This window comes from Elstera sp. (assembly GCF_044372965.1).
In the GTDB taxonomy this organism is placed as follows: Bacteria; Pseudomonadota; Alphaproteobacteria; order Elsterales; family Elsteraceae; genus Elstera.
In genome coordinates, this window is the sequence record NZ_JBILQX010000021.1 from 1 (window position 1) to 21000 (window position 21000).

15 protein-coding genes, 1 tRNA gene and 2 pseudogenes are annotated in these 21000 nt (G+C 59.9%); 5 read left to right on the forward strand and 13 right to left on the reverse strand.

Annotated elements, in window-relative coordinates; genetic code table 11:
* From ACIQ36_RS04795 to ACIQ36_RS04810, 4 genes and pseudogenes are all read left to right on the forward strand, one after another.
* Window positions 1-426 (forward strand): annotated as a pseudogene (locus ACIQ36_RS04795) (hypothetical protein); the annotation flags it as partial.
* 168 nt (window positions 427-594) lie between these two features.
* Window positions 595-1521, forward strand: coding sequence for an alpha/beta fold hydrolase (locus ACIQ36_RS04800; protein WP_395826452.1), 927 nt, complete (start codon window positions 595-597; stop codon window positions 1519-1521).
* 6 nt (window positions 1522-1527) lie between these two features.
* A complete protein-coding gene (locus tag ACIQ36_RS04805; protein ID WP_395826454.1) occupies window positions 1528-4632 on the forward strand; it encodes an ATP-binding protein in 3105 nt (1034 codons plus the stop codon).
* An 11-nt stretch (window positions 4633-4643) separates the two neighbouring features.
* Entirely contained in the window at window positions 4644-5219 is a 576-nt protein-coding gene (locus ACIQ36_RS04810; RefSeq protein ID WP_395826456.1) for a histidine phosphatase family protein, read from the forward strand.
* A gap of 54 nt (window positions 5220-5273) precedes the next feature.
* On the opposite strand, the gene ACIQ36_RS04815 is transcribed toward ACIQ36_RS04810, so the two are convergent.
* The 9 genes and pseudogenes from ACIQ36_RS04815 to ACIQ36_RS04855 all read right to left on the reverse strand — a co-directional run bounded on the left by ACIQ36_RS04815 (window position 5274) and on the right by ACIQ36_RS04855 (window position 12470).
* Window positions 5274-8321 carry a hypothetical protein gene (locus ACIQ36_RS04815; RefSeq protein WP_395826506.1) on the reverse strand — a complete coding sequence of 1016 codons (3048 nt, stop codon included), beginning with the start codon at window positions 8319-8321 and terminating at the stop codon, window positions 5274-5276.
* Window positions 8261-8719, reverse strand: coding sequence for a calcium-binding protein (locus ACIQ36_RS04820; RefSeq protein WP_395826458.1), 459 nt, complete (start codon window positions 8717-8719; stop codon window positions 8261-8263). The genes ACIQ36_RS04815 and ACIQ36_RS04820 overlap by 61 nt, the downstream gene beginning before the upstream one ends.
* A 171-nt stretch (window positions 8720-8890) precedes the next feature.
* Window positions 8891-9541, reverse strand: coding sequence for an ATP-binding cassette domain-containing protein (locus ACIQ36_RS04825; RefSeq protein WP_395826460.1), 651 nt, complete (start codon window positions 9539-9541; stop codon window positions 8891-8893).
* A 157-nt stretch (window positions 9542-9698) separates the two neighbouring features.
* Entirely contained in the window at window positions 9699-10229 is a 531-nt protein-coding gene (locus ACIQ36_RS04830) for a hypothetical protein (RefSeq protein WP_395826462.1), read from the reverse strand.
* Window positions 10165-10422 (reverse strand): hypothetical protein, encoded by a 258-nt coding sequence (locus tag ACIQ36_RS04835; RefSeq protein ID WP_395826464.1) that lies wholly within the window; start codon window positions 10420-10422, stop codon window positions 10165-10167. The genes ACIQ36_RS04830 and ACIQ36_RS04835 overlap by 65 nt, the downstream gene beginning before the upstream one ends.
* On the reverse strand, window positions 10419-11402 hold the full coding sequence (locus ACIQ36_RS04840; protein WP_395826508.1) for an ABC transporter transmembrane domain-containing protein: 984 nt from the start codon (window positions 11400-11402) through the stop codon (window positions 10419-10421). The genes ACIQ36_RS04835 and ACIQ36_RS04840 overlap by 4 nt, the downstream gene beginning before the upstream one ends.
* 75 nt (window positions 11403-11477) lie before the next feature.
* Window positions 11478-11915: pseudogene (locus tag ACIQ36_RS04845) on the reverse strand (cysteine peptidase family C39 domain-containing protein); the annotation flags it as partial.
* Window positions 11912-12253: a hypothetical protein gene (locus tag ACIQ36_RS04850; RefSeq protein ID WP_395826466.1), complete on the reverse strand. Its 342-nt coding sequence runs from the start codon at window positions 12251-12253 to the stop codon at window positions 11912-11914. The gene ACIQ36_RS04850 and the pseudogene ACIQ36_RS04845, both read right to left, overlap by 4 nt.
* A gap of 142 nt (window positions 12254-12395) precedes the next feature.
* Window positions 12396-12470 (reverse strand) — tRNA-Val (locus ACIQ36_RS04855).
* Between the two features lie 252 nt (window positions 12471-12722).
* Here ACIQ36_RS04855 and ACIQ36_RS04860 point away from each other — a divergent pair.
* Complete coding sequence (locus ACIQ36_RS04860) at window positions 12723-14450, forward strand: helix-turn-helix domain-containing protein (protein WP_395826468.1); 1728 nt, start codon at window positions 12723-12725, stop codon at window positions 14448-14450.
* A gap of 59 nt (window positions 14451-14509) precedes the next feature.
* On the opposite strand, the gene ACIQ36_RS04865 is transcribed toward ACIQ36_RS04860, so the two are convergent.
* The 4 genes from ACIQ36_RS04865 to ACIQ36_RS04880 all read right to left on the reverse strand — a co-directional run bounded on the left by ACIQ36_RS04865 (window position 14510) and on the right by ACIQ36_RS04880 (window position 20992).
* The gene (locus ACIQ36_RS04865) at window positions 14510-15448 is read right to left on the reverse strand and encodes a hypothetical protein (protein WP_395826470.1); all 939 of its coding nucleotides are present in this window, start codon (window positions 15446-15448) and stop codon (window positions 14510-14512) included.
* A 69-nt stretch (window positions 15449-15517) separates the two neighbouring features.
* Window positions 15518-16501 carry a hypothetical protein gene (locus tag ACIQ36_RS04870; protein ID WP_395826472.1) on the reverse strand — a complete coding sequence of 328 codons (984 nt, stop codon included), beginning with the start codon at window positions 16499-16501 and terminating at the stop codon, window positions 15518-15520.
* On the reverse strand, window positions 16498-17235 hold the full coding sequence (locus ACIQ36_RS04875; RefSeq protein WP_395826474.1) for a hypothetical protein: 738 nt from the start codon (window positions 17233-17235) through the stop codon (window positions 16498-16500). The genes ACIQ36_RS04870 and ACIQ36_RS04875 overlap by 4 nt, the downstream gene beginning before the upstream one ends.
* Window positions 17236-17245: 10 nt before the next feature.
* Entirely contained in the window at window positions 17246-20992 is a 3747-nt protein-coding gene (locus tag ACIQ36_RS04880; RefSeq protein ID WP_395826476.1) for a hypothetical protein, read from the reverse strand.
* Window positions 20993-21000: the final 8 nt, after the last annotated feature.

Genomic DNA, 21000 nt, shown 5'->3' on the forward strand with positions numbered 1-21000 from the left:
GCAACGCCGATTGCCCGGATGATCGACCGGCGCAACCAGCCCTTCACCTTTACGCTGCTCGGCCTTTTGGGCTCAGCGCTCGCGATGGCGATGATCCCGATCGGTGGGGGTGGGCTCGCCGTCGCCGTGGCCGCCGTCGCAACGCTCGGGCTCGCGCAAGCTTTGGGCATGGCCCCGCAGGTGACGCTGCTGTTCCGCGCGACCGAACGGGAAATGGCGCAGGCGGGGCGTGCCCGGCTGCTGGGCCTGTTTCGCGTTGGCGAGCGCCTTGGCCTGTTCCTTGGGCCGGTCCTCGCGGGCGCGGCCTTGCCGCTGGCGGGATATGCCGGAACGCTGGAAGCGCTCACCCTTTTTGCCCTCCTCGCCGCAGGGGGGTTTGCCGCGGCTTTTGCCACCGCCCGCCGTCCCGCGTCCTCGCCCGTCTGATTCGGAGGCTAGCCTATGTCCGTCGACCTTTCGCCCGCAATCCCCGGCTCCACGCTGTTTTCCTGGGGCGATGCGATGACCTGGGAAGAATATGAACTGCTGGTATAGCGCACGCTGACGCCCTTCGACGGGCGCTACGAGCTGCGCAGTTTTGCCTACCGGCATCCCGTGCGCCTGCAAGAGCATTGGCCCGCCCATCAGCGAAAAGAAACCAGCGTTCAACTCGCCTATACCCAATGGGGCGACCCGGATGCGCCGTTGCTGATATGCCTCGGCGGCATCGCCAATACGGCCCGACGGTGGGATTATCTCGCGCTCGATCTGTCCGATCAGTTCAACGTTATCTGCTTCGATTGGCCGGGGCGCGGTATGAGCGGCTGGCTGGCGAAGGAGGGCGATTACACCCTCGACACCAATGTGGAAACCCTCGCGCAACTGCTCGATCACCTCGACCAGCCCTCGGCCAGTATTATCGGCTCGTCGTTGGGCGGGAGCACCGCCATGGCGTTTGCCGCGCGCCATCCGGGGCGGGTGAAAAAGCTCGTGCTGAACGATATCGGCCCCTATATGCCCGCCGAACGGCGGCAACGGCGGGCGCAGGCCGTGGCGCACCATTATATTTTCAAACGCCCGTCCGACCTGTTTCGGCGGCTCGGGGCGTCCGCCAAAAACGACGGCCCCGTGACCGAAGACGAATTGTTGCACAATACCTATTTCCAAACCCAATGGTCGGCGGAGCACGGGGGCCGCGTTTATCGGCACGATCCGCGCGCCCTGCAAGCCTATGCCGCCGATGCGATCGGCAGTATCGATCAATGGGACGATTGGCGGACCCTCGACCTGCCCATCCTCGTCATCCACGGGCTCTTGTCCGACGCGCTGCTGCTCGAAACCGTTCAGCAGATGCTGGAAAAGCCGGGTGTCGCCGCCATGCATGTGCCCGAAACCGGCCATACGCCTGCGCTGAGCGACGCCTATCAGATCCACTTCGTGCGCTCATGGCTGCTAGGACACGGGCCAGCCGCGCCCTTCACCTGCCTGTTGCCGCCCGCAACGCCCCGGCATTTGTTCACCTCGGCAAAGCCGGCGGCGTAACGCGGCATGGCCCAGCCCCTTTCTATCCGCGACTGCCTGCGCGTGCTGTTCGAAGAACGCGCCCGAACTGAGGGCGATCTAACGTTGACCTTAGGCGATTTGCCGATGCATTCCGCCCATGTCTCGCGCCGAGCAACGGGGCAAGACCTGAGCCGCCTTTTCGCCGAAACCCCGGATCTGCCAGGGGTGATTGTTCAGGATGATAAGAAAACCTTAGGGCTGATCACCCGCCACCGATTTTTAGAGAATCTGTCGAAGCCTCTGGGGCGCGACGTTTATCTCAGCCGGTCGATCATGGTGATGCGTGAAGACCTCGCCCCAACGCCCCTAACGCTGGCCGCGAGCAATTCCATCGAAGACGCGGCCCAGCGCGCCTTGGAGCGCGGGGCGGAGCAAATCTACGATCCGATTCTGGTGCTGCGCGCCGATGGCCGGGGCGCAATTCTGGATACGCCGATCTTAATGATGGCGCTGGCTGATATGCAGCGCCTCGCCAGCCGTCACAATCGCGCCCTGCTGAAGGTTTCCCAGGAGAATGCCGACCGGCTGACGATTGCGATGGAAAATCTCAGCCGCACGCAAGAACAACTCGTCTCCGATATTCAAGTCCGGCAGGAAACCGAACGACAGTTACGCGACAATCGCGCCCGCATGATGCGGCAAACGACGGCGCTGCAGGAAATCGCCACGCTTCGCGCCGTTCGCCTTGCCGATGCGGATGCGGCGCTGCCCGATATTTTGCGCATTATCGCGCTGACCTTGCAGGTAGATCGGGTGAGCCTGTGGGCGGTTCGTCCCCAGGCCGACGGCAGCGAACGGCTGGAGCAAACCGCGCAGATTGTTCCGAACCCCGCGCTGGTGCCGCTGGGGCCGACCGAGCCCGTGCCCCTATCGGCCTATCCAATCTACCGGCAGGCGCTGATGCGCGATCTGTCGCTGATCGTGCCGAATGTCGCCGCCGATATTCGCGTTGCCGAGTTGCAGCCGCACGATCTGCAGCCCGCGGGCATCGTTGCGCTCATGCATGTGCTGGTACAGGCCGAACAGCGGGAGGTTGCCGTTCTGCGCTGCGAGCAGGCCGACGCGCCGCGCTCCTGGACGGAAGACGAGGTTAATTTCCTCAAAGCCGCCGCCAATTTCATTTCGCTGGTGACAATCGGTCAAGCCCGGCGGCAGGCGGAACAGGCGGCGCGGGAAAGCCAAACCCTCTCGCGCCTACTGCTGGAAACCAGCCCGGTCAGCGTGTGCTTGGTCGATGACGGCGGGCAGATTCTGTTTACCAATCCCAGTTTCAGCCGTCTTGTGGGGCAGCCCCATGAGGCGCTGCATCACACGAATATCGCCAGCCTCTATGTCGATCCCACCCAGCATGCCGACAATCGGGCGCTCTTCGCGCGGAACGGCGGGTTCAGCGGGATGGAAACGGCGATTGTCTCGGCGCGCGACGGGCAGCGCTGGACGCTCGCCTCCTGGGCGCAATCGCGCTTTGAGGGCCAGGATGTTATCGTTATCTGGCTGTTCGAGATTTCCGACCTCAAGGATATTCAGGCGCGGTTGGAGCAAGCAAAAGATCAGGCGGAAGCCGCCACTCAAGCCAAATCGGCGTTTCTGGCCACCATGAGCCACGAAATCCGCACGCCCATGAACGGGGTGCTGGGGATGCTCGATATTTTGGCGCAAACCGTGCTCACCGGCGAGCAAACCCACGCCGTTGGGTTGATCCGGGAAAGCGCCTTTTCGCTGCTGCGGATCATCGACGATATTCTTGATTTCTCGAAAATCGAAGCCGGACGGCTCGATCTTGAGCATGTTCCGGTTCCGCTCGCCGATCTTGTGGCCGGGGTGACGGCAACCCTGCTGCCACTCGCCCAGCAAAAGGGCTTACCGCTGCGCACGGTGATCGATCCGGCCCTGCCTGCGAATATTATGGGCGATGCGGTCCGGCTACGGCAGATTCTGTTCAACCTGCTCGGCAATGCGGTGAAATTCACGATCAATGGTCAGGTTGATCTGAGGATTGAGCGGACCGATGAGGCCGCGCCGCGCTTGCTGGTTTCCGTCAGCGATACGGGCATAGGGCTTGGCCCCGACCAAATCGAGCGGCTGTTTCAACCCTTCACCCAAGCCGACCGCTCCACCGCCCGGCGGTTTGGCGGGTCGGGGTTGGGGCTGTCGATCTGCCGCCTGCTGGTCACGCTGATGGGCGGCGACATTGGTGTCGAGAGCCGCCTTGGTCACGGCAGCCGCTTTTGGGTGCGTTTGCCGCTGCAAGCGGGGGCTGCGAGCGCACCCAAGCCAAAATTAGCCGATGCGCCTGCCGTTGCCGATTTGGCCGGACGCGGCCGCGTCCTGGTCGCCGACGATCACCCGATCAATCGCGAAGTCATTCTTCGGCAGTTGCAACGGCTCAACTGTGAGGCCGAGGCCGTTCAGGATGGGGAAGAGGCCCTCGACCGGCTGACCCAAGGCAGCTTTGCCCTACTGCTTACCGACTGCGATATGCCGATCATCGACGGCTACCGGCTGACGCGGCTCCTGCGCACGCTCGAGGCTGATGATTCAGCCCTGCCGCGCCTGCCCATCATCGGCATTACCGCCAATGCCCAGGCCGACGCGGCGGACCTGTGCCGGGAAAGCGGCATGGACGATTGTCTGATCAAGCCGGTCGATACGGCAAGGCTGGGGGCCTGCCTCGCCCGCTGGCTCCCGCAGGCTGGACGCGCCGCCACCGCGTCGGAACCGGAGCCAGAACCAGCTTCGCCGCCCCCGATTGCCCCCGCCCCCGCTATCGACACGCGCAATTTTGAAGCGCTTTTGGATGGCGACCGGGACGGGATTCGGGGCTTGCTCCTGCGCTATCGCGACTCGAGCGCGCCGATCTATGCCGAATTGCAAGATGCCCTGACCGACAAGGCGACGCCCGAAGTGCTGCGACAGCTTGCCCATAAGCTCAAAGGGGCCTCCGGTATGGTGGGCGCGCAGGGGCTCGCTTCTGTCTGCCTTACCATCGAACGGGCGGCGCAGGCCGATGAGGGTGCCGAAGCCGCCGCCGAAACGGCCGCCCTCGCCGCCGCTTGGCGGGCAGTCGATCAGTTTATAGCCTCCTACTGACGCGAGGGTCTATGTCCGACGCCTTCCTGTTCATCCGCCATGGCGAAACCGATTATAACCGGCGCGGTGTGCGTTGCGGCGGCGATATCGATATTCCGCTCACCCAACACGGCGAATCCCAGGCGAGAGCCGCCGCCGAAAAACTCTTGGCCGAGGGGATGCAGCCCGACGCGATTTTCGTGAGCCCCTTGCAGCGGACCCGGCGAACCGCAGAGATTCTGGCTGAAACCTTGCGCTTTACGGAGCCACTTATTCCCCACGCGGGCTTATTGGAACGGCGCTTGGGCGCGTGGAATGGGCAGCCCATCGCGGAAACGCAACCCTGGTTCGATGCCAAACTCACCCCGCCGGGCGGGGAGAGCGAAACCGCCTTCCGCACGCGGCTAGAGCGTGCCCTGGTCGACATTCTTGTGCGCCCCTACCGCTTGCCGCTGCTGGTTGGCAGCAAGGGCGTCGCCCGAATTTTCGTCGACCTGACCGGCGGCACCCGCGCCGCCCCCCTTGGGAATGCCGAGGTTGTGCGCTTTCCACGCGTCGTACTGCCCCGGCTTGCCCCGGAGGCCTTTGCGGCGGAAGGACACCGCTAAGGCGGCTTGTTGCCAGAAAGGCGGCTTTGCCCCGCCTGCGGGCGGGGCAGGCCGTTATAGCCAGAGCCCCGTATCCACCGGCTTAATCTCGTAATTACTGGCCTGCCCCGACTCGAGAAAGTGAGCAAGCGGGTTGATGCCGGTTGCCGCAACATCGGTATGGGCGGCGAGATAGGCTGAGGTATCAAACCAGGCGGATGGGTCGCGCCCTTCTTTCCAGCCATAGCGCGCGTAATGATCGAGCGCCCCCAAGGATTGACCGGCGGTAACAGCCGCCGCCACATCCGGGTTTTGCTTGAGATACCAGACGCTATCGAAGAGCGCATTGGCCTCGCGCCCCTGCGCCTGACCGACCCGGGCAAAATGATCCAGACCGCTGGTATAAATGCCCAAACTCACCGTCAGCGCCGCGTCGGAATTATTGGCGAGGTAAAAGGCCTCGTCGAACAGCGCCGCGTCGCCCTTCAGCGGGGCAAATGTGCTCCGCCCCTCGGCTTCTCCAGCCTTCACCCAATGCTGATAGGCGGAGGTAAATTGTCCGGCGGCGATAGCCCGTGCCACGTCGGGATTTTGGGTTAGATAATAGGTTTCGCTAAACAACTGCCCATTATAGGCGTGGCTAGCATCGGCTTGCCGGTGCTCCGTTTGGCCAACCTTCACGAAATGATCAAAGCCGGTCTTATAGACCCCTTGGGCAACTGCCGCCGCCGCATCGGGATTGCGGGCGAGGTAAAAGGCTTCATCAAAAGATTGGCTTGTAACGCGCCCCTCGGCCTGGCCCGTCAACAGCCAATGTTCCCGACCGGAACTATAGAGACCGCGCGCAACGGCTGCCGCCACGTCGGGATTTTCCGACAGGTAGCCGCTCTCGGAGAAGCCCGCAGGGTTCTCACCGTTTTTGAGGATCGTCGGCTGATTGAGCAAAACGATGCGATCATCGAGGCGCAGCACCTCCACATTCACAAGCCGGTCGACGCCCTGACCGTTGGCCCGGTTGTCCGTCACGATATAATCGCCGTTGGCCTGCCGAACGATGGAGACATCGCTAAAGGAAGCCCGCACGCGGGCGACATCGGTGCCCGCGCCGCCATCAATCGTATCGTTCCCGGCCCCGCCTTCCAGCCGGTCAAAATCGGCACCGCCGGAGATACTGTCATTCCCCGCATCGCCATAGAGGAGATCTCGGCCTGCGCCGGAGCCGACCGTGTCGTCCCCGCCGCCGCCGCGCAGCGTATTGTCGCCGGGGCCTTGTGAAATATACTGGCGATCATCATCGCCAATAATGACGCTCGAACCGGTGCCGCCATTGACGAAGACATTGCCGGTCACGACGGCATAATCGACGCCGCGCAACTCGATCACCGTGCCCGAAGGAACCGAGCGGCCATCAATGATAACGGCGGAGACCGTCCCCGACGTGTTGGTGGAGGTGGGAACCGAGATAATGAGGGGCTGCGACGGGGCCGTGCTGGTGCCGCTCGCCACTGTTGGCGTGATCGTGCGCAGCGTCACCGGCGTCGTCGTTGGCAAAGCCGATGAAAGCGCGGTGAGATCGATGCTGCCGGTCGCTTTGATCCGAAGAGTCTCGGCCCCAACGGTGCTGGTGAGGTCCCCCAAGGTCAGACTGGTGGCCCCACTGGCTTGGATACCAACCCCCACGGGCAGGGTGGCAACCAAGGTTGGGGCGAGGGCCGTACCGCTTAGCCGAATATCGGCATTGGCCGTCGGGCTACTCGCGTCCTCGGTCCGGCTCGCCGGGACGGGGGCGACGACCGTTACCTCCGTCCTAACGCCGGTCAGCGGATCGGTGCCCACACCGCGACCGACAGTCACGCCATCCTCGCGCACCGTCTCAGTCGTCGGCACCGGAACCGCTGCTGCATCCTGAATCGGTCGGGCGCTTGGCGGCGCGGTGGGGAGTTGGACCTGCTCCGAGGTTGTCGCCGTCGTCACCGTTGGGATCGTAACGACGGGGGCCGCCTCCTGGGTGGCGTTGGTCGTATCGGTCCGCGTCACGGTTGCGCCCGACGTGGAGACGGCGGTGATCGACACATTGAGGTTCGTGCGGACCGCAGGCGTCGAGACGATCGTATAAGTCGCCGTCCACACCCCATTATTGTTGGTCGCCGCGACTGCGCTTCCCCCGCCGAACTGGCTAAAATCCACCACGACCGACGCAAGGCCCGAATTATTGTCGCCGCCCGAGGCGCTGTTCCAGGTGGCAACGATGGTATCACCGAGCTTGAACGCCCCACCAACGCCGGTGCCGCCGACGATACCAATATTCCCATCGGTCACGGTGGGAGGCGTCGGGGTCGGGGTCGCGGTAACCGTGGGCGTCGTCGGCGGGGCCGCAGCCGTGCCAAGCTTAATCTCGGCGAACGTGCCGTTATCGCTGATCACGAAGGTCTCGACGGTTGGTGCATTCGTGAAAACGAAAACCTTGTCGCCCCCGCCGCCGAAGGTGCCGTTCTTATCCCAATCGACCGTTAGCGTCTTGGTGCCGCTGGTATATTGCAGGTGGGCTGCGGTCAGCGCCTGGGCTGCACCGCCGGTGAGCCGAATAAGATCATCGGCCGCAAAGCTGGTAATCGTGTCGCCATCGACATCAAGCAAGATATCGGCACCGGCACCGCCATCGACCGTGTCGCTGCCGGTGCCGCTGTTGAGCGTATCGTCGCCATCGCCGCCGGACAAAATATCGTTATCGTTACCGCCGCTCAGCGAGTCATTGCCAAGGCCGCCGACGAGGCTATCGGTGCCGGAGTCGCCCGACATAGTATCGTTACCGGCACCCCCCTCCAGCGTGTCATTGCCTGAGCCGCCGACAAAAGTATCGTCGCCGTCCTCGCCCAACAAAATATCGTTATCGTTCCCGCCGCTCAGCGAATCATTGCCGATACCGCCGACGAGGCTATCGTCGCCCGCGTCGCCGTTTAGGGTATCGTTACCATCGCCGCCCTGGAGCGTGTCGTTATCATTACCGCCGCCCATTGAGTCATTGCCATCACCCCCGGAGATACTATCGGTCCCGGCAGCCCCTAGGAAACTATCGTTGCCCGCCTCCCCGAAGAGGGTATCGTTCCCCGCTTCGCCGCGAATAGAATCGTTCCCGTCCCCCCAAGAACGCTATCGTTACCCGCGCCGCCATAGAGGCTATCGCCGCCAAGACCGCCTTGCAGCGTATCGTTCCCATCGCCCCCCAGCAGCATGTCGTTGAGAGTGCCGCCGGTGAAATTGATCGCGGGTGTTTCCCCCGTCCAGGCAAAGCCGATACCGTGGGTTGTGGTCGAGAGGGCCGTATTGGACGTATCCAGAATGGTGGTCGCAGCGCCGCCATTGATTGCAGCATTAATAATTTCCCACGTCGTGCCGTTTACTTGTATGACAACAGTCCCAGCACCGCTAACGGCAGCATCCAAAACAACAAAACCGCCTGAATTAGCTTTAGCGTTAGAATAACCGGACGTGAAATTCCCAACGATATAAGAGAACTGCATTATTTACCCCTAAAAAATCTGCAACCCATGATGGAGAAATAAATTTATCGCCGCCGAACACTAAAATTCGACCGGAAAATTTACATCGGATGTTAAAAAAACTAACAGAGTTTCAAGGGAAAACTCAAGGTTTTCTGGACGGCTCGGCCCAATCATCCCCCCCAAACAGGCTTACCCATGCGCGCCGGGACGCGAGGGAATCATCTCGAAGCGCTGCCCGGCCAGATGGACCGTATCGAGAAGCTGATCGTCAACCTCGTCGTCATCCAGGCTGGCGAGATCCTTCCCATCGCTCTTTTGGCCCAGGTGCTCCACAGTGGAGCGCATGCGGGTGGCCATGAACAAGGCAATCGCCCGATAAAAGCGCGCCGAGAAGGCCGCCGCCCCGTCTGTTACCACAGTATGCATGCCCATCGGCAGCGCGCGGATATCGTCGGCGATTCCGGCAATCTCGGCAGCCCGCCAAATATCTTCGAGGTCCGCCGTAAACGCGCCTTGGATATTATCGCGCAGGCTGCCCGAAAACAGCCGCCCCCCCTGCCGCATGTACCCGATTTGACGGCGGAGCGCGGCCAAATCGAGCCCGGCAAGATCGCGGCCATCAAATCGCACACTGCCCGCCGTTGGCTTTTCGAACCCGATCAGCAAGGAAAGCAGGGTCGATTTACCGCTGCCCGACGGCCCCACCAAGGCCAGAAAGGTCCCCGGCCCGATGGTCCGAGAGATGCCGTTCAGGATTTGGCGGCCATCCTCGTGTTTGAAGGCGAGGTTCACCACCTCCACCGCGCCGCTCAAATCGCCGGGATCCTTGGCCGGGGGCATGGTTTCGGGGGTGTTTTTCAACAGCGGCTGGGCGTGGAGTTGCTAGGCCTTTTGGGCAAGCAACTGATTGCCGCCCCGCGCAACGATAACCCCCGCCATCAAAAAACTCTGAAACGTCGAGACGAAGACCATGAACCCGCCGGTCGAAACCTTGGCGTCAGGCCCCAGTGCAAACCCGAGAACGGCGAAGATCAGCGCGACCGCCAGGATCTGATAGCTGGCCAAAAACGCTTCGAGCAAATTGCCAACGCCCTTGGCGCGTAATCCCCGACTCCGCATTTCCGACGAGTTGCGCGCCCACCGCAACCGCCACCAGTACCAAGCCGAGCGCAACCGCCGCCGCCACGCCCCCCGGCAGCGGAACCCTGCGCAGGCGGGCGTCGTTCAGCGCCGCAAACGCCTCGAACGCCTCAACATTTGCCGCCAGCGCGCGGGGCGTGGGGGCGATGCCGGTGGCCGTTTGATACGCAAAGGCGCAATCCGTTTCCAGGCGGGATTTCAACCGATTATCGGTCATCATCCGGCGGAAGCGGCTCAGGCAGGTTTGGAGGCCCGCCTCGACGGTTTCATCGCGCTGCTGGATGCGAAGCAGGGCAGCCTGTTCCGCCGCTTCCATCAAACTTTCAGCCACGGCCACGCAGAGTTCGGTATGGGCCAGCAAGGCCGCAACGCCCTGGCGCTCCAACACCGCCCGCGTCCCGCGTGGGCACCAGCAGCGTCCCCGGCTGGGCGATGCCGAGAAAAACCCGTCGCCCGGTGACAAGGGCATAGACTTCGCAGGTCCCGGCTTCGAGAAACAAAGGGCCATCGTCGGCGCGTAACGGGCAGATTTGACCGGCGGCTAACAGAAGCTGGGTTTTGGGGACGCGGGCTTTCGTCACCTCAATTCTCCACCAGAGCGGCGTAAAGCCCCCCTGGTGATCAAAGCTTGGTGCGACCCGGTTTCAACAACCCGACCCTCGTCCATAACCAAAATCATATCCGAATCCATAATGGACGAAAGCCGATGGGCGATGACGATGCAGGTGCAGCCGCGCCGCCAAATCGCCTCCATCACCGCCGCTTCGGTTACGGGATCGAGCGCGCTGGTCGCCTCGTCGAGCATAAGAATGCGCGGGTTAATCGTCAGCGCCCGTGCCAAGCGCTGCCGTTCCCCACCGCTTAAATTATTGCCATTTTCCATCAAGACCGAGGCATAGTTGCCCAGACGCGAGGAGATGAAATCATGGCTTCGCGCATCCTGGGCTGCGGCGACATATTGTTCTTCCGGCAGCCGGTCGGAAATCCCCCGGATGGATTGAAGCCGCGCGCCAACGCCGGCGATCAGAACCGCAATACCTGCCACGGCCAGCAACAGCGTTGCGGTTTCATTGATGAGGCCGGAGCGTTCGGCACTTCGTTGCTCGGCCCCCAAAACCTGCGCCTTTGCCCCCTGCCAGCGCCGCAAGAACAGCGCCGCGCCAAACCCGAGAATCGGCACCAGTCCAATCAAGGCCGGCACGAGGCCGGTTGCGATCAAGGACGCCATTCGATCCGCCTGGGTGAGCCGGTTGACGATATCGCCGGAATAGCGCTGCCCGAAGAAGGACAGTGGCAAGCCCAGAAGCGTCCAGAGATATCGAACGGCGATGGACGCCCCCAGCGCCGTTTCGGTGCGCGATTGGGCCTGACGCTGCATCCAGGTGAGCGCCCCCGCTAGCAGTGCCGCAATCCCCAACCCCACCAGCAGCGGTGCCAGCCAGGTGGACCGCCCGCTGACCAAAATTTCATCGGTGAAAATCCGGTAGCTGCCCGCCGTGAAAATACCCGGCACCAGCAGACCAATCCCCGCCAGAACGGCGAAGATGATCCCGGTTTTCACGGTCGCAAGATTAGCGGCGATAACCGAGAATAGGCTCGCGCGGCTGCCGCCGGGGGTAAACGCCTCCGTTGGCTGAAAAGCCAGAACAACGCCGGTAAAGGCGGTATCGACCTCCTCCATCGAAACCCGGCGGGGGCCCGTCGCGGGATCGTTAATCCAAGCGCCTTTTTCCGAAATGCTTTCGAGCACTACGAAATGGTTGAAGTTTCAAAACAAAATCATCGGCAGGGGCAGGTTCGCCAAATCTGCCGTGGTTTTGCTGAACCCCTTGGCGATCAGGCCGAAGCTGCGCGCAGCGCGCAGAATACTGCTGGACTGGGTGCCATCGCGCGACACACCGCAGAGTTCGCGCAATTCCTCCGGGCTGACCCAGCGACCATAATAGGCCAGCACCATCGCAAGACAGGTGGCACCGCATTCCACCGATTCTTGCTGCATAATCGTGAGCACACCCGCGCGACGCCCACCACGCCAACGGTGCCCAAGCGAAGCGATCCGTCCCCAAAGGCTCATTGCGCCAAATCCCCCAATCGGCGGCGCAGGGCGGGCATGACCAGTGAAATCATCCGCTGTTCGCGCACAATCACCTGGGCATTGGCAATACTTCCGGCGCTAATGATCTGGTCCGGCCCTTGGGAGGATGACCAGCGGAACCCGGACGGGGTGGCGGGATCGGTTTCCAGCGCGGCTTCCACCTCGAAAGGTGCCCCGCCCGACGACATTTGATCGACCAACTGCCGGTTTCGCAAACTCCGCATCAGGCCTTCCGGCGTGGAGGGCACAGAGGCGACCGTTTTGATCTCGCCGTAAATAAACCCAAACTCTTCCCGTTTCACCGTGGAGGGGACCACATAAACCGTCCCTGAGGTTGCCAGGAGACACGGGCATTGTCAGCAATTTCGACGAGCCAGTAGCTAATCAGTAGCTAAACCCGAAACCCGGCTTCTTGCCGTTTTCCGGTCCACCTATAAGTATCTGATTTTTTTCAGAAAATGGTGGGCGCGACAGGGATTGAACCTGTGACCCCTACGATGTCAACGTAGTGCTCTCCCGCTGAGCTACGCGCCCCACACTGGGTCGGCCTCTTGTGCCGTTCGGGAGGCGCAGAATAGCTTTTTTCAAAGGGCTTGCAAGCGCAAAATACTCTGCCGTCCGGGGAATTTAGGATGGTCTTAGGATAAAAATAAGCTCATTGCGAAGATTGTTAGATCGTACTTAAATATGATAGAACTCTTTAAAATTGCATAAAACTGCGATTCACTCTTTTTGAGATAGATTCTATGCACGGCTGTGGCCAACAAAACCCCAAGGGAAAACTTGATGCCACCGTCCAATACCGCCCTATCCGCCGCTCTGTTTGAGCGCGTAAATTTCTATTATGCCGATTTTCCCAACGCCCTTATCGCTCTTCTTAAAGAATTTTCGCGCGATCAAGGCATTCTAGACTGTATTGTGACGCTCGACTCAATTGGAACACTTTCTATGGCGCGGGCAGGCGAGCAATTTACCTGTGATTGGTTGAATGGGCACATACAGCCCGCTAATCCGGCGCTTTATGATATCCCGAGCGACAAGGGCCGGCACAGCGTTGACGAGGCCGTTTGCGCCGTCGAATGGATTTCTGCCCCAGCCCATTATCGCGCGCAAACCCTTGGAATGCCCCCGCCCCGGCCCGTGCGCACACGCTCGATCCCGCTGCTTTATTCAGGGCTTCAGCAAGGGGTCTTGCATCTGCGCTGGCCGGGCGGCCCCGACCATGAAGCCGCGTTTTTGACGTTTGCCACCGAAATCGCCCAGCAAAGCGCTTTTCTGGCCAAGCGCTATGAAATGCGCCAGTGGGCGGAGCGGCAGGGCCACCCCGCCTCTCTTCTGATCGGGCTGAGTGCGCCTATGCGCGCGGTAGACCGTTTCCTTGAAAAAGCCGCGCGCAGCCCCTTACCGGTCCTCTTGACCGGGGAATTCGGTACCGAGACGACGGCGGTTGCTGCCATGGTGCATGGCTTAGGGCAAACCCCTAACGGCCCCTTTGTGCATATCCACGGCTCAGAGCCTCGGGGTGAACCTGCCGATTGGGTCGCACGCGCGGCAGGCGGCGCGCTTTTCATCAGCGAGATCGAGGCGCTGTCCCCCGGCTTCCAAAGCCAGTTGCTGCACCATATGCCCGCCCGCTTAGGCCGTGGGCAGGCGGGCGAGAGCAGCCGCGCGGCTGCCCCCGTACGATTGCTGGCGGCGACAACAATCGATCTAAAACAAGCGGCGCGCGAGGGCCGCTTCTCGCGCTCTCTGCTCTCCGAATTGGATTTTCTCGGGATAACCCTCCCGCCCTTACGCGACCGACCGGAGGATTTGCCCGCCCTCATCGCCGCCGCCCTTGCCCATCACGGCTATTTAATCCCCGGAATTGTAACGCCCGACCTGCTGCAGGCCTGCCGCGCCTACGCTTGGCCCGAAAATGGCTTCGAGCTTGAGCGCATCATCGCCCGTCTTGCTGTGATGACAGGCGGCGCACCGATTACCCAGGCCGATATTGCGCATTATGCGCCTTGGATCCTGCCCGCCATCGCACCAGAAGGAGAGGAGGTCTCGCCCCCCGTTGATGGACCTGCCCCTTCGGCGGTGCTCGCCCCGCCCCAGCGCTCGGCACCGCTTGATCATTGGGTTGCCTGCGCCCTTACGAAAGATGCCAGTGCCCTCGCCAATCGTCATCCGGCTCTTAGGAAAGCATTATTTTATTTGGGTGAGCAGTATGCCCAGCCGGTTTCTTTGGACGAGCTTGCCAGCCACGCCCATGTAAGCCGCTCACATTTGAGCTTTCTCTTTCGAACGGAGTTGCACACCTCCTTTAAAGCCCTTCTCGGGCGGCTGCGCGTGCACAAAGCCAGCGAACTTCTGTCGACCGACCTGCGCCAACCGATCACCGAAGTCGCCATGAGCGTCGGCTTTGCCGATCTCAGCCATTTCGAGAAAAGTTTTCGGCGGCATTGGGGTCAAAGCCCACGGGAGTTTCGGCGCGGCTATCTATCCAGCGAACGCGCGCTGCCTCCCTAGAGCGGCGAACGCTTCATCAGACGCAGTTCCAAGAGTCCGTCATAAATAAGAGTTAGTCACTAAAAACCCGTTTGGGTCGAACTGTTACCCTTCTGAATATCCCAAAATTTTACCCATACTTGGGTTATTTGATCAGAAATCTCACTTTTTATGGGCGGAAGCAATGGTTTTATATCAGAATTATTTATAATTGCCTGCACATAACCCTCCCGACTATCGGTCATATAAAAATCTTTAAGCAAAAAATACCCCTCTTCGCTCGCAGTCAAAATGCTCAAGCATAAATACCGGATATCAGATAAAAATGATGCCGTTGCCTGAGAAAAAAGTGGCACAACATTCGCATTGGACATTAAGACGTTTCGCAACTCATCGCTTCCGGCTAAATAAAATTCCGCCCTATCTAATATTTCCAATATACCTCCAGGAGAAAAATATATAAACTCATTATTTATTAGACCGAAACTCCCTTTTAGGGCATAGGAAAAAACACGCTGAATTTTTAACATTTTTTCCCTATCGCTCTCCTGACTTATATCATTAAGATTATAAAAATAATCGTCGTCAAAGCTATCATCCTGATGTATATCTGCTCCAAATTCGAATACGCTATTCTTATTATAACTCAAATATCCAATAGGATCATTTACGATATTGAAATTATAGGCAATTCCCTCGAAGCATGAGTAACTATAAAATAAAACTCCATCCCAATTTAAAGCCCACGAGCATTCTGCCGAAAGCGTTATTCTATCAAAATCGATAGCGGATTCCGGCGCAAAAAAAGATCCCGGAAAATTCATATTATTTATTTGAATAATATTTTTATCGTCAACTCTTGCTAAAGATAATATATAATCCTGTATTTCAATATAAAAATCAGATTCGATGAACTCAGATCCATATTCATTTACATAATCATACATTTTAGCAACCAGTTGATCTGGGATGGCAATTTTTTTTCGCGGATATTTTTCACAAATCAGCAAAACATCCATTTTTTGAAACTCCAATTGAGGTTAACATCTATCGGCATACAGATCCTCCCAAGAAAAGCGGGAGTATGATCACGGCCAGCCATCAACATTTGGTTGATTCCACAACAACACAAATTTTCGCAGCATGCGCAGCACCAATTCGGCGCGCGTCATCGCCCCGCCGGGGACAATACCGGCGATGGGCCCTGCTCCCGTTATGTCGATCGAGGGCGTGCAGTGGAAAACTTGCAACCCAACCTGGTATTGATAAAACACCCAATGACGCCCATCGGTTAAGATTCCGCGATAGAAGTAGGGAAGCGGGGCAATAGGGCCTGGTGGAGGGGGCGGAGGCGGCGCCATCTGAGATAAGGTCGCCAAAATAGCGCAGATTTGCCATTCGGCATCGTTCAGATTAGCCCCCGCCAAATTCAATTTAGCTTCAATCACGAGGCATTGATTCCAAATTGGCGCGTGCGGCGGATTAATACCAAGATTGGCGGTTAGTACGGCGGCCGCCCCCGCCGCCCCGGCGACAACATTCTGCGGCGGTTGCGGCGGAGCCCCCACGGGTCCGCCGATGATAAAATCGAGAGCCCCATGACCGACACGTCGATTGACGGCATTATTCGTTCTTAGCTGATTCCTGAGGCCTTGGCGGGGAATTGACCGCTCCAAATAAACTCCCACAAGCGCATTTTCTGCCCGATTGATGAAAACACGCAAAAAGTTATCAATAACAACCCGGCGCTCTGCCTCCGAATCATTCAACCACCAACGCCGGGCGAGATTAACCAAACTTGTATTCAATTCGGCCACACCCAGAACAGGGCCAGCATTTACAATAAAGTTGGCAAACCCGATGCCGCCGGGGCCGGGGGGCTGTACGATAGCCGCAGGCGCGCCCCATCCCATAGCATACCCGATTGCCGCTTCAGAATTCGTTCTGGTACCCACTCCCGCTGCCCCCAAATGCATCGATACGGCCGGTAAAATAGGGGCATTCGGAGCAACCGCTCCTCCCGGAAGGGTTACGCTGTTGGGTTTGGAGTAAGTTGAGAATGCAATACTCATGACTTTGAGCCCGATTCACGATTGGATGCATTTCCAAATATATTATTGAACGGCGATGAATTTCCCGCAGAACCGGGCGGGCTGTTCATGAAGCTCCCCCCACTGGAAAGCGACGCAAACGGTCTCCCTCCCCCGGCGGTCGAAGCATCGGACGTTTCCGGCCACGATGGGAGAGAAGCCCCTAACGGATTACGCGCAATCCGCTGACTGAGGACGGACACTCTGAGATTAGAGGTCGCCCCCGAACTGGTCTGAACATCCGTTGTAAAATGGAGTTGCATTTGTTGGCTTTGCAGCTTGGCCCGCGCCGCATTGTCGAGGACCAGAGCAAGAATTACCGGCTGCGCCGCCGCAACCGCACCATCGAGTTTTCCTTCGCTGAGGCTTAGCTGATCGCGTTGGATCTGTTGAACGAAATCAGCGGATGATTGATGGGCCGATTGAGCAACAAGACACATTAAAAACTTCTGCGCTTGCGGACTGTCTCTATTCAGTAAAAATGCCAACCGATCGCCGCCAATCAGCAAATGAGCACTGCGCGAGACATCGAACCCCTCGACCGGCTCCCCTCCTCCTACGGCGGCCTGGGTTAGCAGATAGGCCTGAAAATCACTAATCGCCCAGTCCGACCACCCTTGCGGCAGCCAAAGAACGCCAGGCGTAATTCGAACTCGGGCCCACGCTTCGAACAGCGGCCAAAACTCTTGCGGGGTGACGGGTTTGGTGCTCGGCATCGGGCGTTCCCTAGGGCTGATCGTAATTGCGCTGACCGTCGAAGCTCAGCACGGCGCTGCTGTCCTTCAAGCTGGTCAGCATTTGCGTCGCGTCGGCGCTGGCGCTCGGCTCCAAAGAATTCAGAAGCGCCGCTACCTCCGGTTCGATTGGCGTCGCCAACAGGGCATCGTCGACCGTTAGGCGCTTGGACGTAGCCGCAAAGGACGTGAAGGGCGTTGGGCAGCGGCGCAGGCCCTTGGCGAGGGCGAGTAAACCTGCCTGATGCTCGATGAGCAGCTCCCACAGCGACCCGTTCGGCCCGTCGAACAGCGGCATGGGGATCAAAGTCTCGACCGAAAGGCCGATTTGATAGGCAGGCTCAGTCAGAATCGCAGTGACGCGCTTGCGCAATGCCGCCAGCATGTCCGCATAGATCTGCTGGGTGAATAAATCCACCGTCACGGGAAGTTTGGCGAGAATCGCCTGTTCCGCAAAACCAACCGTCTCCCATGGCAAGGGGCGCTGTTTGAAGGCGTTCAATTCTTGGAACAGGCGCGGTAAATTTTGCGCGTTGGCGCGCATGTCCCCGCCCATCGAGCGCAGCACGCGGATGATCGAGATGGGGTCGCGGTCATCGGGATGGTCGCGCAGGTGCAGGTCAACATCCCGCGCGCTTGCCGCGCGCACGGGTTCGAGTTGAGCAAGGCCCGTGGTATTTGCCGCTAGGACTCTCAGCCGGGCTTTTAGAACGCGCGCAATCGTGCCTTGATTCCGCGCGTCCAAACCCGGTTTCATTTGGGTCCAGACGGTCGGGGTCATCACGATTTCGGTCGTGCTATAAACGCTGGAAACAATCTCCCCGCCCTCCGCACAGAGCGGCGTGAAGACCGCCAAGAGCGAGGCCGACAAGCAAAAATCCAGCACAATAAGCCGGGCTCGAATACCGGAGGCGACCATTGGCGCAACCAGATTCTTGCTCAGATCCCCCGCGCTCCAAGAGGCGAATTGCGCCCAATCGCCGTGACCTTGATTGAGCACGAGCAGATCAAGCGTGCGCGTCACGCCCGGCGCGGCGGCCGGCAAGGTTAAGCTTTGGCGCAAGGCATCGGGATTTCTCGTTACCACCAGTTCAAAGGCGCGCGCCGGGAAATAGGCGGGCGGATAATCGCCCTGCACGCCATTCGCCCGGTCGGTGCTGCTGAGCTTCAAGTAAGAACACCGGCCTTCGGCGAGCGCAATCAGGGTCGGGTTCGGCGGTTCGGGATTATTGGCGCGGATATAGATTTCGGTCAGCGCCGCCGTGGTCGCCTTCAACCGCAGCCGCCGCCCAAACTCTTCAATCTCAGCCGACTGCCGCTGGTAGGCGCGCACCAAATCGCGCAAGCCCAGGACCGGCAGCCCCCAGATATAGGCAAGTTGCGGCCAGCCGTCAGTCCGGGGAGCCACCGCAAACGCGGCGACCAAGGGCGCATAGGTCAGCGCCCCCAGCGGCACCGCCGTCGCCCAATAGACCTGCAAGACGCCGATTGGACTTGCCTGCCCCAAAACCAACGAGGGGTTCAGAGTCAAATAGGCCTGCACCGCCGGTTGCACCAACTGAATGATCGTTGCCGGATCGGCCTGGGAATTCTGCGCATAAAAACGCGCGGTAATCACGAAGGGTGGATCGAGCGCCTCGGGTTGCGAGTAGCGCGTGTAATCGGCCTGAAGCTGCGCGGCAGACCCGCCGGTCATCGCCATCTCCAATTCCCATTCTTCGCGCGTCGAGAAAATCGCCGCCACCGCATCCATCAACCCACTCAGCACCTGCTTTTGTTGCGCCAAGAACGCCGCCCGGTCGCCCAGATGCTGTTCCATTTGCACCGAAACCCACTGGCAAAAGCCAACCGTGGTGACGAGGCCGTTGTAAGCGGGGTTCCATTTCGGCGGGCGTTCCGGGTGTTTTGCATCCTCCTCGACGATCGCCTGGATGGCATCGGCCAAATCCTGCGGCGGCGCACCCAAATTGGCCGCATTGACAATATTCGCCGTGAAAAAATCATCAAAACCCGCCGCAAACGCCGGATCGGCGGGCAGCGCATAGGCGCGGGAAAACTGCTGTAACAGGATCAAAAGTACCCGCCGCAGCGCCGGGTCTTGCTGCGTGTCCGCAACCGCGACCGACTGCGGCAAAAGGGTCGGCGGAATAAGGCTGCGCTCATGCGCGACCACCACATCCAAATCCTGCGCGAGTTGCGCTTTCTGCGGCGAGAGCAGTTTATAGAGCCGTTCGATTCGCTTCGGCGCTTTATGGGCCGAGGGCGAAAGGCCCAAAAACACTTCGCGCAGCATGGCGATATATTCGTTGATGTAATAGAGATAGCCGGGATAGGGCATGCCATCCGGCCCGTGTACCAGACTATCGTGAAGCTGCGCCCATTGCTCGCGCGCTTCGACCGTATCGTAGCGCGGTAGCCCCACATCGATCAGTTCCGATTTACACGCCGCCCGGTAGGGCGCGGGCATGATTCCGGCGGCCGGATCGACATCGACCTGCGGGGGTTCGGGCGGGTCGAGCGGGTCGGGCAGCGCCTCATCCCCGCCTTGTGCCTGCTGCTGTGGCTGCTGTTGCGCCTGCCGATCGGCCAAAAGCGCCCGCTCGAAGTCCGGCGCGTAATGGTTCAGCAGCGTATAAAACTCAAGGCGAAAATCCTGAAGCTGGAGCAGCACAAGGTTTTGTACGCGCCGATACAGGGCGTACCACGCCTCGGCGGGCAGATTGGGGTTGATGACGATTTGGGTATCCCAATCATTCTCCCCCTGCGCCGGTGTCCCTTCGAGGTATTTAATCGCCCGCCCGCCCTTGAGGAAGAACAGGATATTCTGGCTTGGATCGAGGTCCAGCAACCGCCGGTTCAAGACGAGCAATTTGTCGCGCAACCATTCGGCAAGCCAGGGCTGGCGGGTGATGATCTTGGTCAGCTCGCCGCTGACCTTGATCGTATCCTCGCTGCTAATCGCCGACTGGGACTCCAGCCGATAGCGGATGAGCAACCGATAGAGGTAGAAGCTTTCGATGAAATAGATCATCTGCACGCTGGCATAACCCGCCACCGCCTCTTCCAGCGCGCGCAGCCCAATTTGAAGATTATGCTGATACTGCTGGAGTTGGCCCCAGGTTGTGGCCGCGCGAATCGCGGTATCGAGCCCGATCAGCGCATTCCGGGCGGCATCTAAGGACGCGATCCGCCAGCGGTCCGATCCCGGTATGTCGTAGAATTTGAGCAGAAGGCTCATCGCCTGGGCCCAGCTTGCCAGCAGCGCAGTACGCACTGGAGTCGCCTGGATGGTCGCGCCCGCCAGCGCCGCCTCGATCCCGCGCCGTGCGGCTTTCGACTCCCGCAGGGCCGCGCGCAGTTTATCGTCCACCAAAGGAATCGCAGCGCCGTCATAGGGCTGCCCCGGCGCAACGCCTAAGAGCGTTGGCACGGCAACATCGAAGCTGAAAAACTGGCTGAGCGCCGTCGATTCGGCGCTCTTATGAGCGTTGGGATCGGTCAGCCCGCGCGCGGCATCCCGGACGATACCTTGATATTCTGTTTCCAGCGACTGCAGCGGATGGACGGCATTCGATTTCCAGGTGAGCGTCGAGTCGCGCGGCGGGACCGCGACGACTTGCGTATGGGTCGCAGTCGAAACGAGGGCCGCCACGGTCTCAAGACATGTTTCGGCAAGCCCCTGGGCTGGTTGCGCGCCGCCGGGAAGAACCTGAAAAGCGTGTTGATGGCGCTTTACCACGGGCGAAC

What these genes read in the sequence shown, in the direction of transcription:
- ACIQ36_RS04805 (WP_395826454.1), top strand. Translation starts at nt 1,528, where the DNA reads ATGGCCCAGCCCCTTTCTATCCGCGACTGCCTGCGCGTGCTGTTCGAA.
- ACIQ36_RS04810 (WP_395826456.1), top strand. Translation starts at nt 4,644, where the DNA reads ATGTCCGACGCCTTCCTGTTCATCCGCCATGGCGAAACCGATTATAAC.
- ACIQ36_RS04820 (WP_395826458.1), bottom strand. Translation starts at nt 8,719, where the DNA reads ATGCAGTTCTCTTATATCGTTGGGAATTTCACGTCCGGTTATTCTAAC.
- ACIQ36_RS04825 (WP_395826460.1), bottom strand. Translation starts at nt 9,541, where the DNA reads ATGCCCCCGGCCAAGGATCCCGGCGATTTGAGCGGCGCGGTGGAGGTG.
- ACIQ36_RS04860 (WP_395826468.1), top strand. Translation starts at nt 12,723, where the DNA reads ATGCCACCGTCCAATACCGCCCTATCCGCCGCTCTGTTTGAGCGCGTA.
- ACIQ36_RS04865 (WP_395826470.1), bottom strand. Translation starts at nt 15,448, where the DNA reads ATGGATGTTTTGCTGATTTGTGAAAAATATCCGCGAAAAAAAATTGCC.
- ACIQ36_RS04870 (WP_395826472.1), bottom strand. Translation starts at nt 16,501, where the DNA reads ATGAGTATTGCATTCTCAACTTACTCCAAACCCAACAGCGTAACCCTT.
- ACIQ36_RS04875 (WP_395826474.1), bottom strand. Translation starts at nt 17,235, where the DNA reads ATGCCGAGCACCAAACCCGTCACCCCGCAAGAGTTTTGGCCGCTGTTC.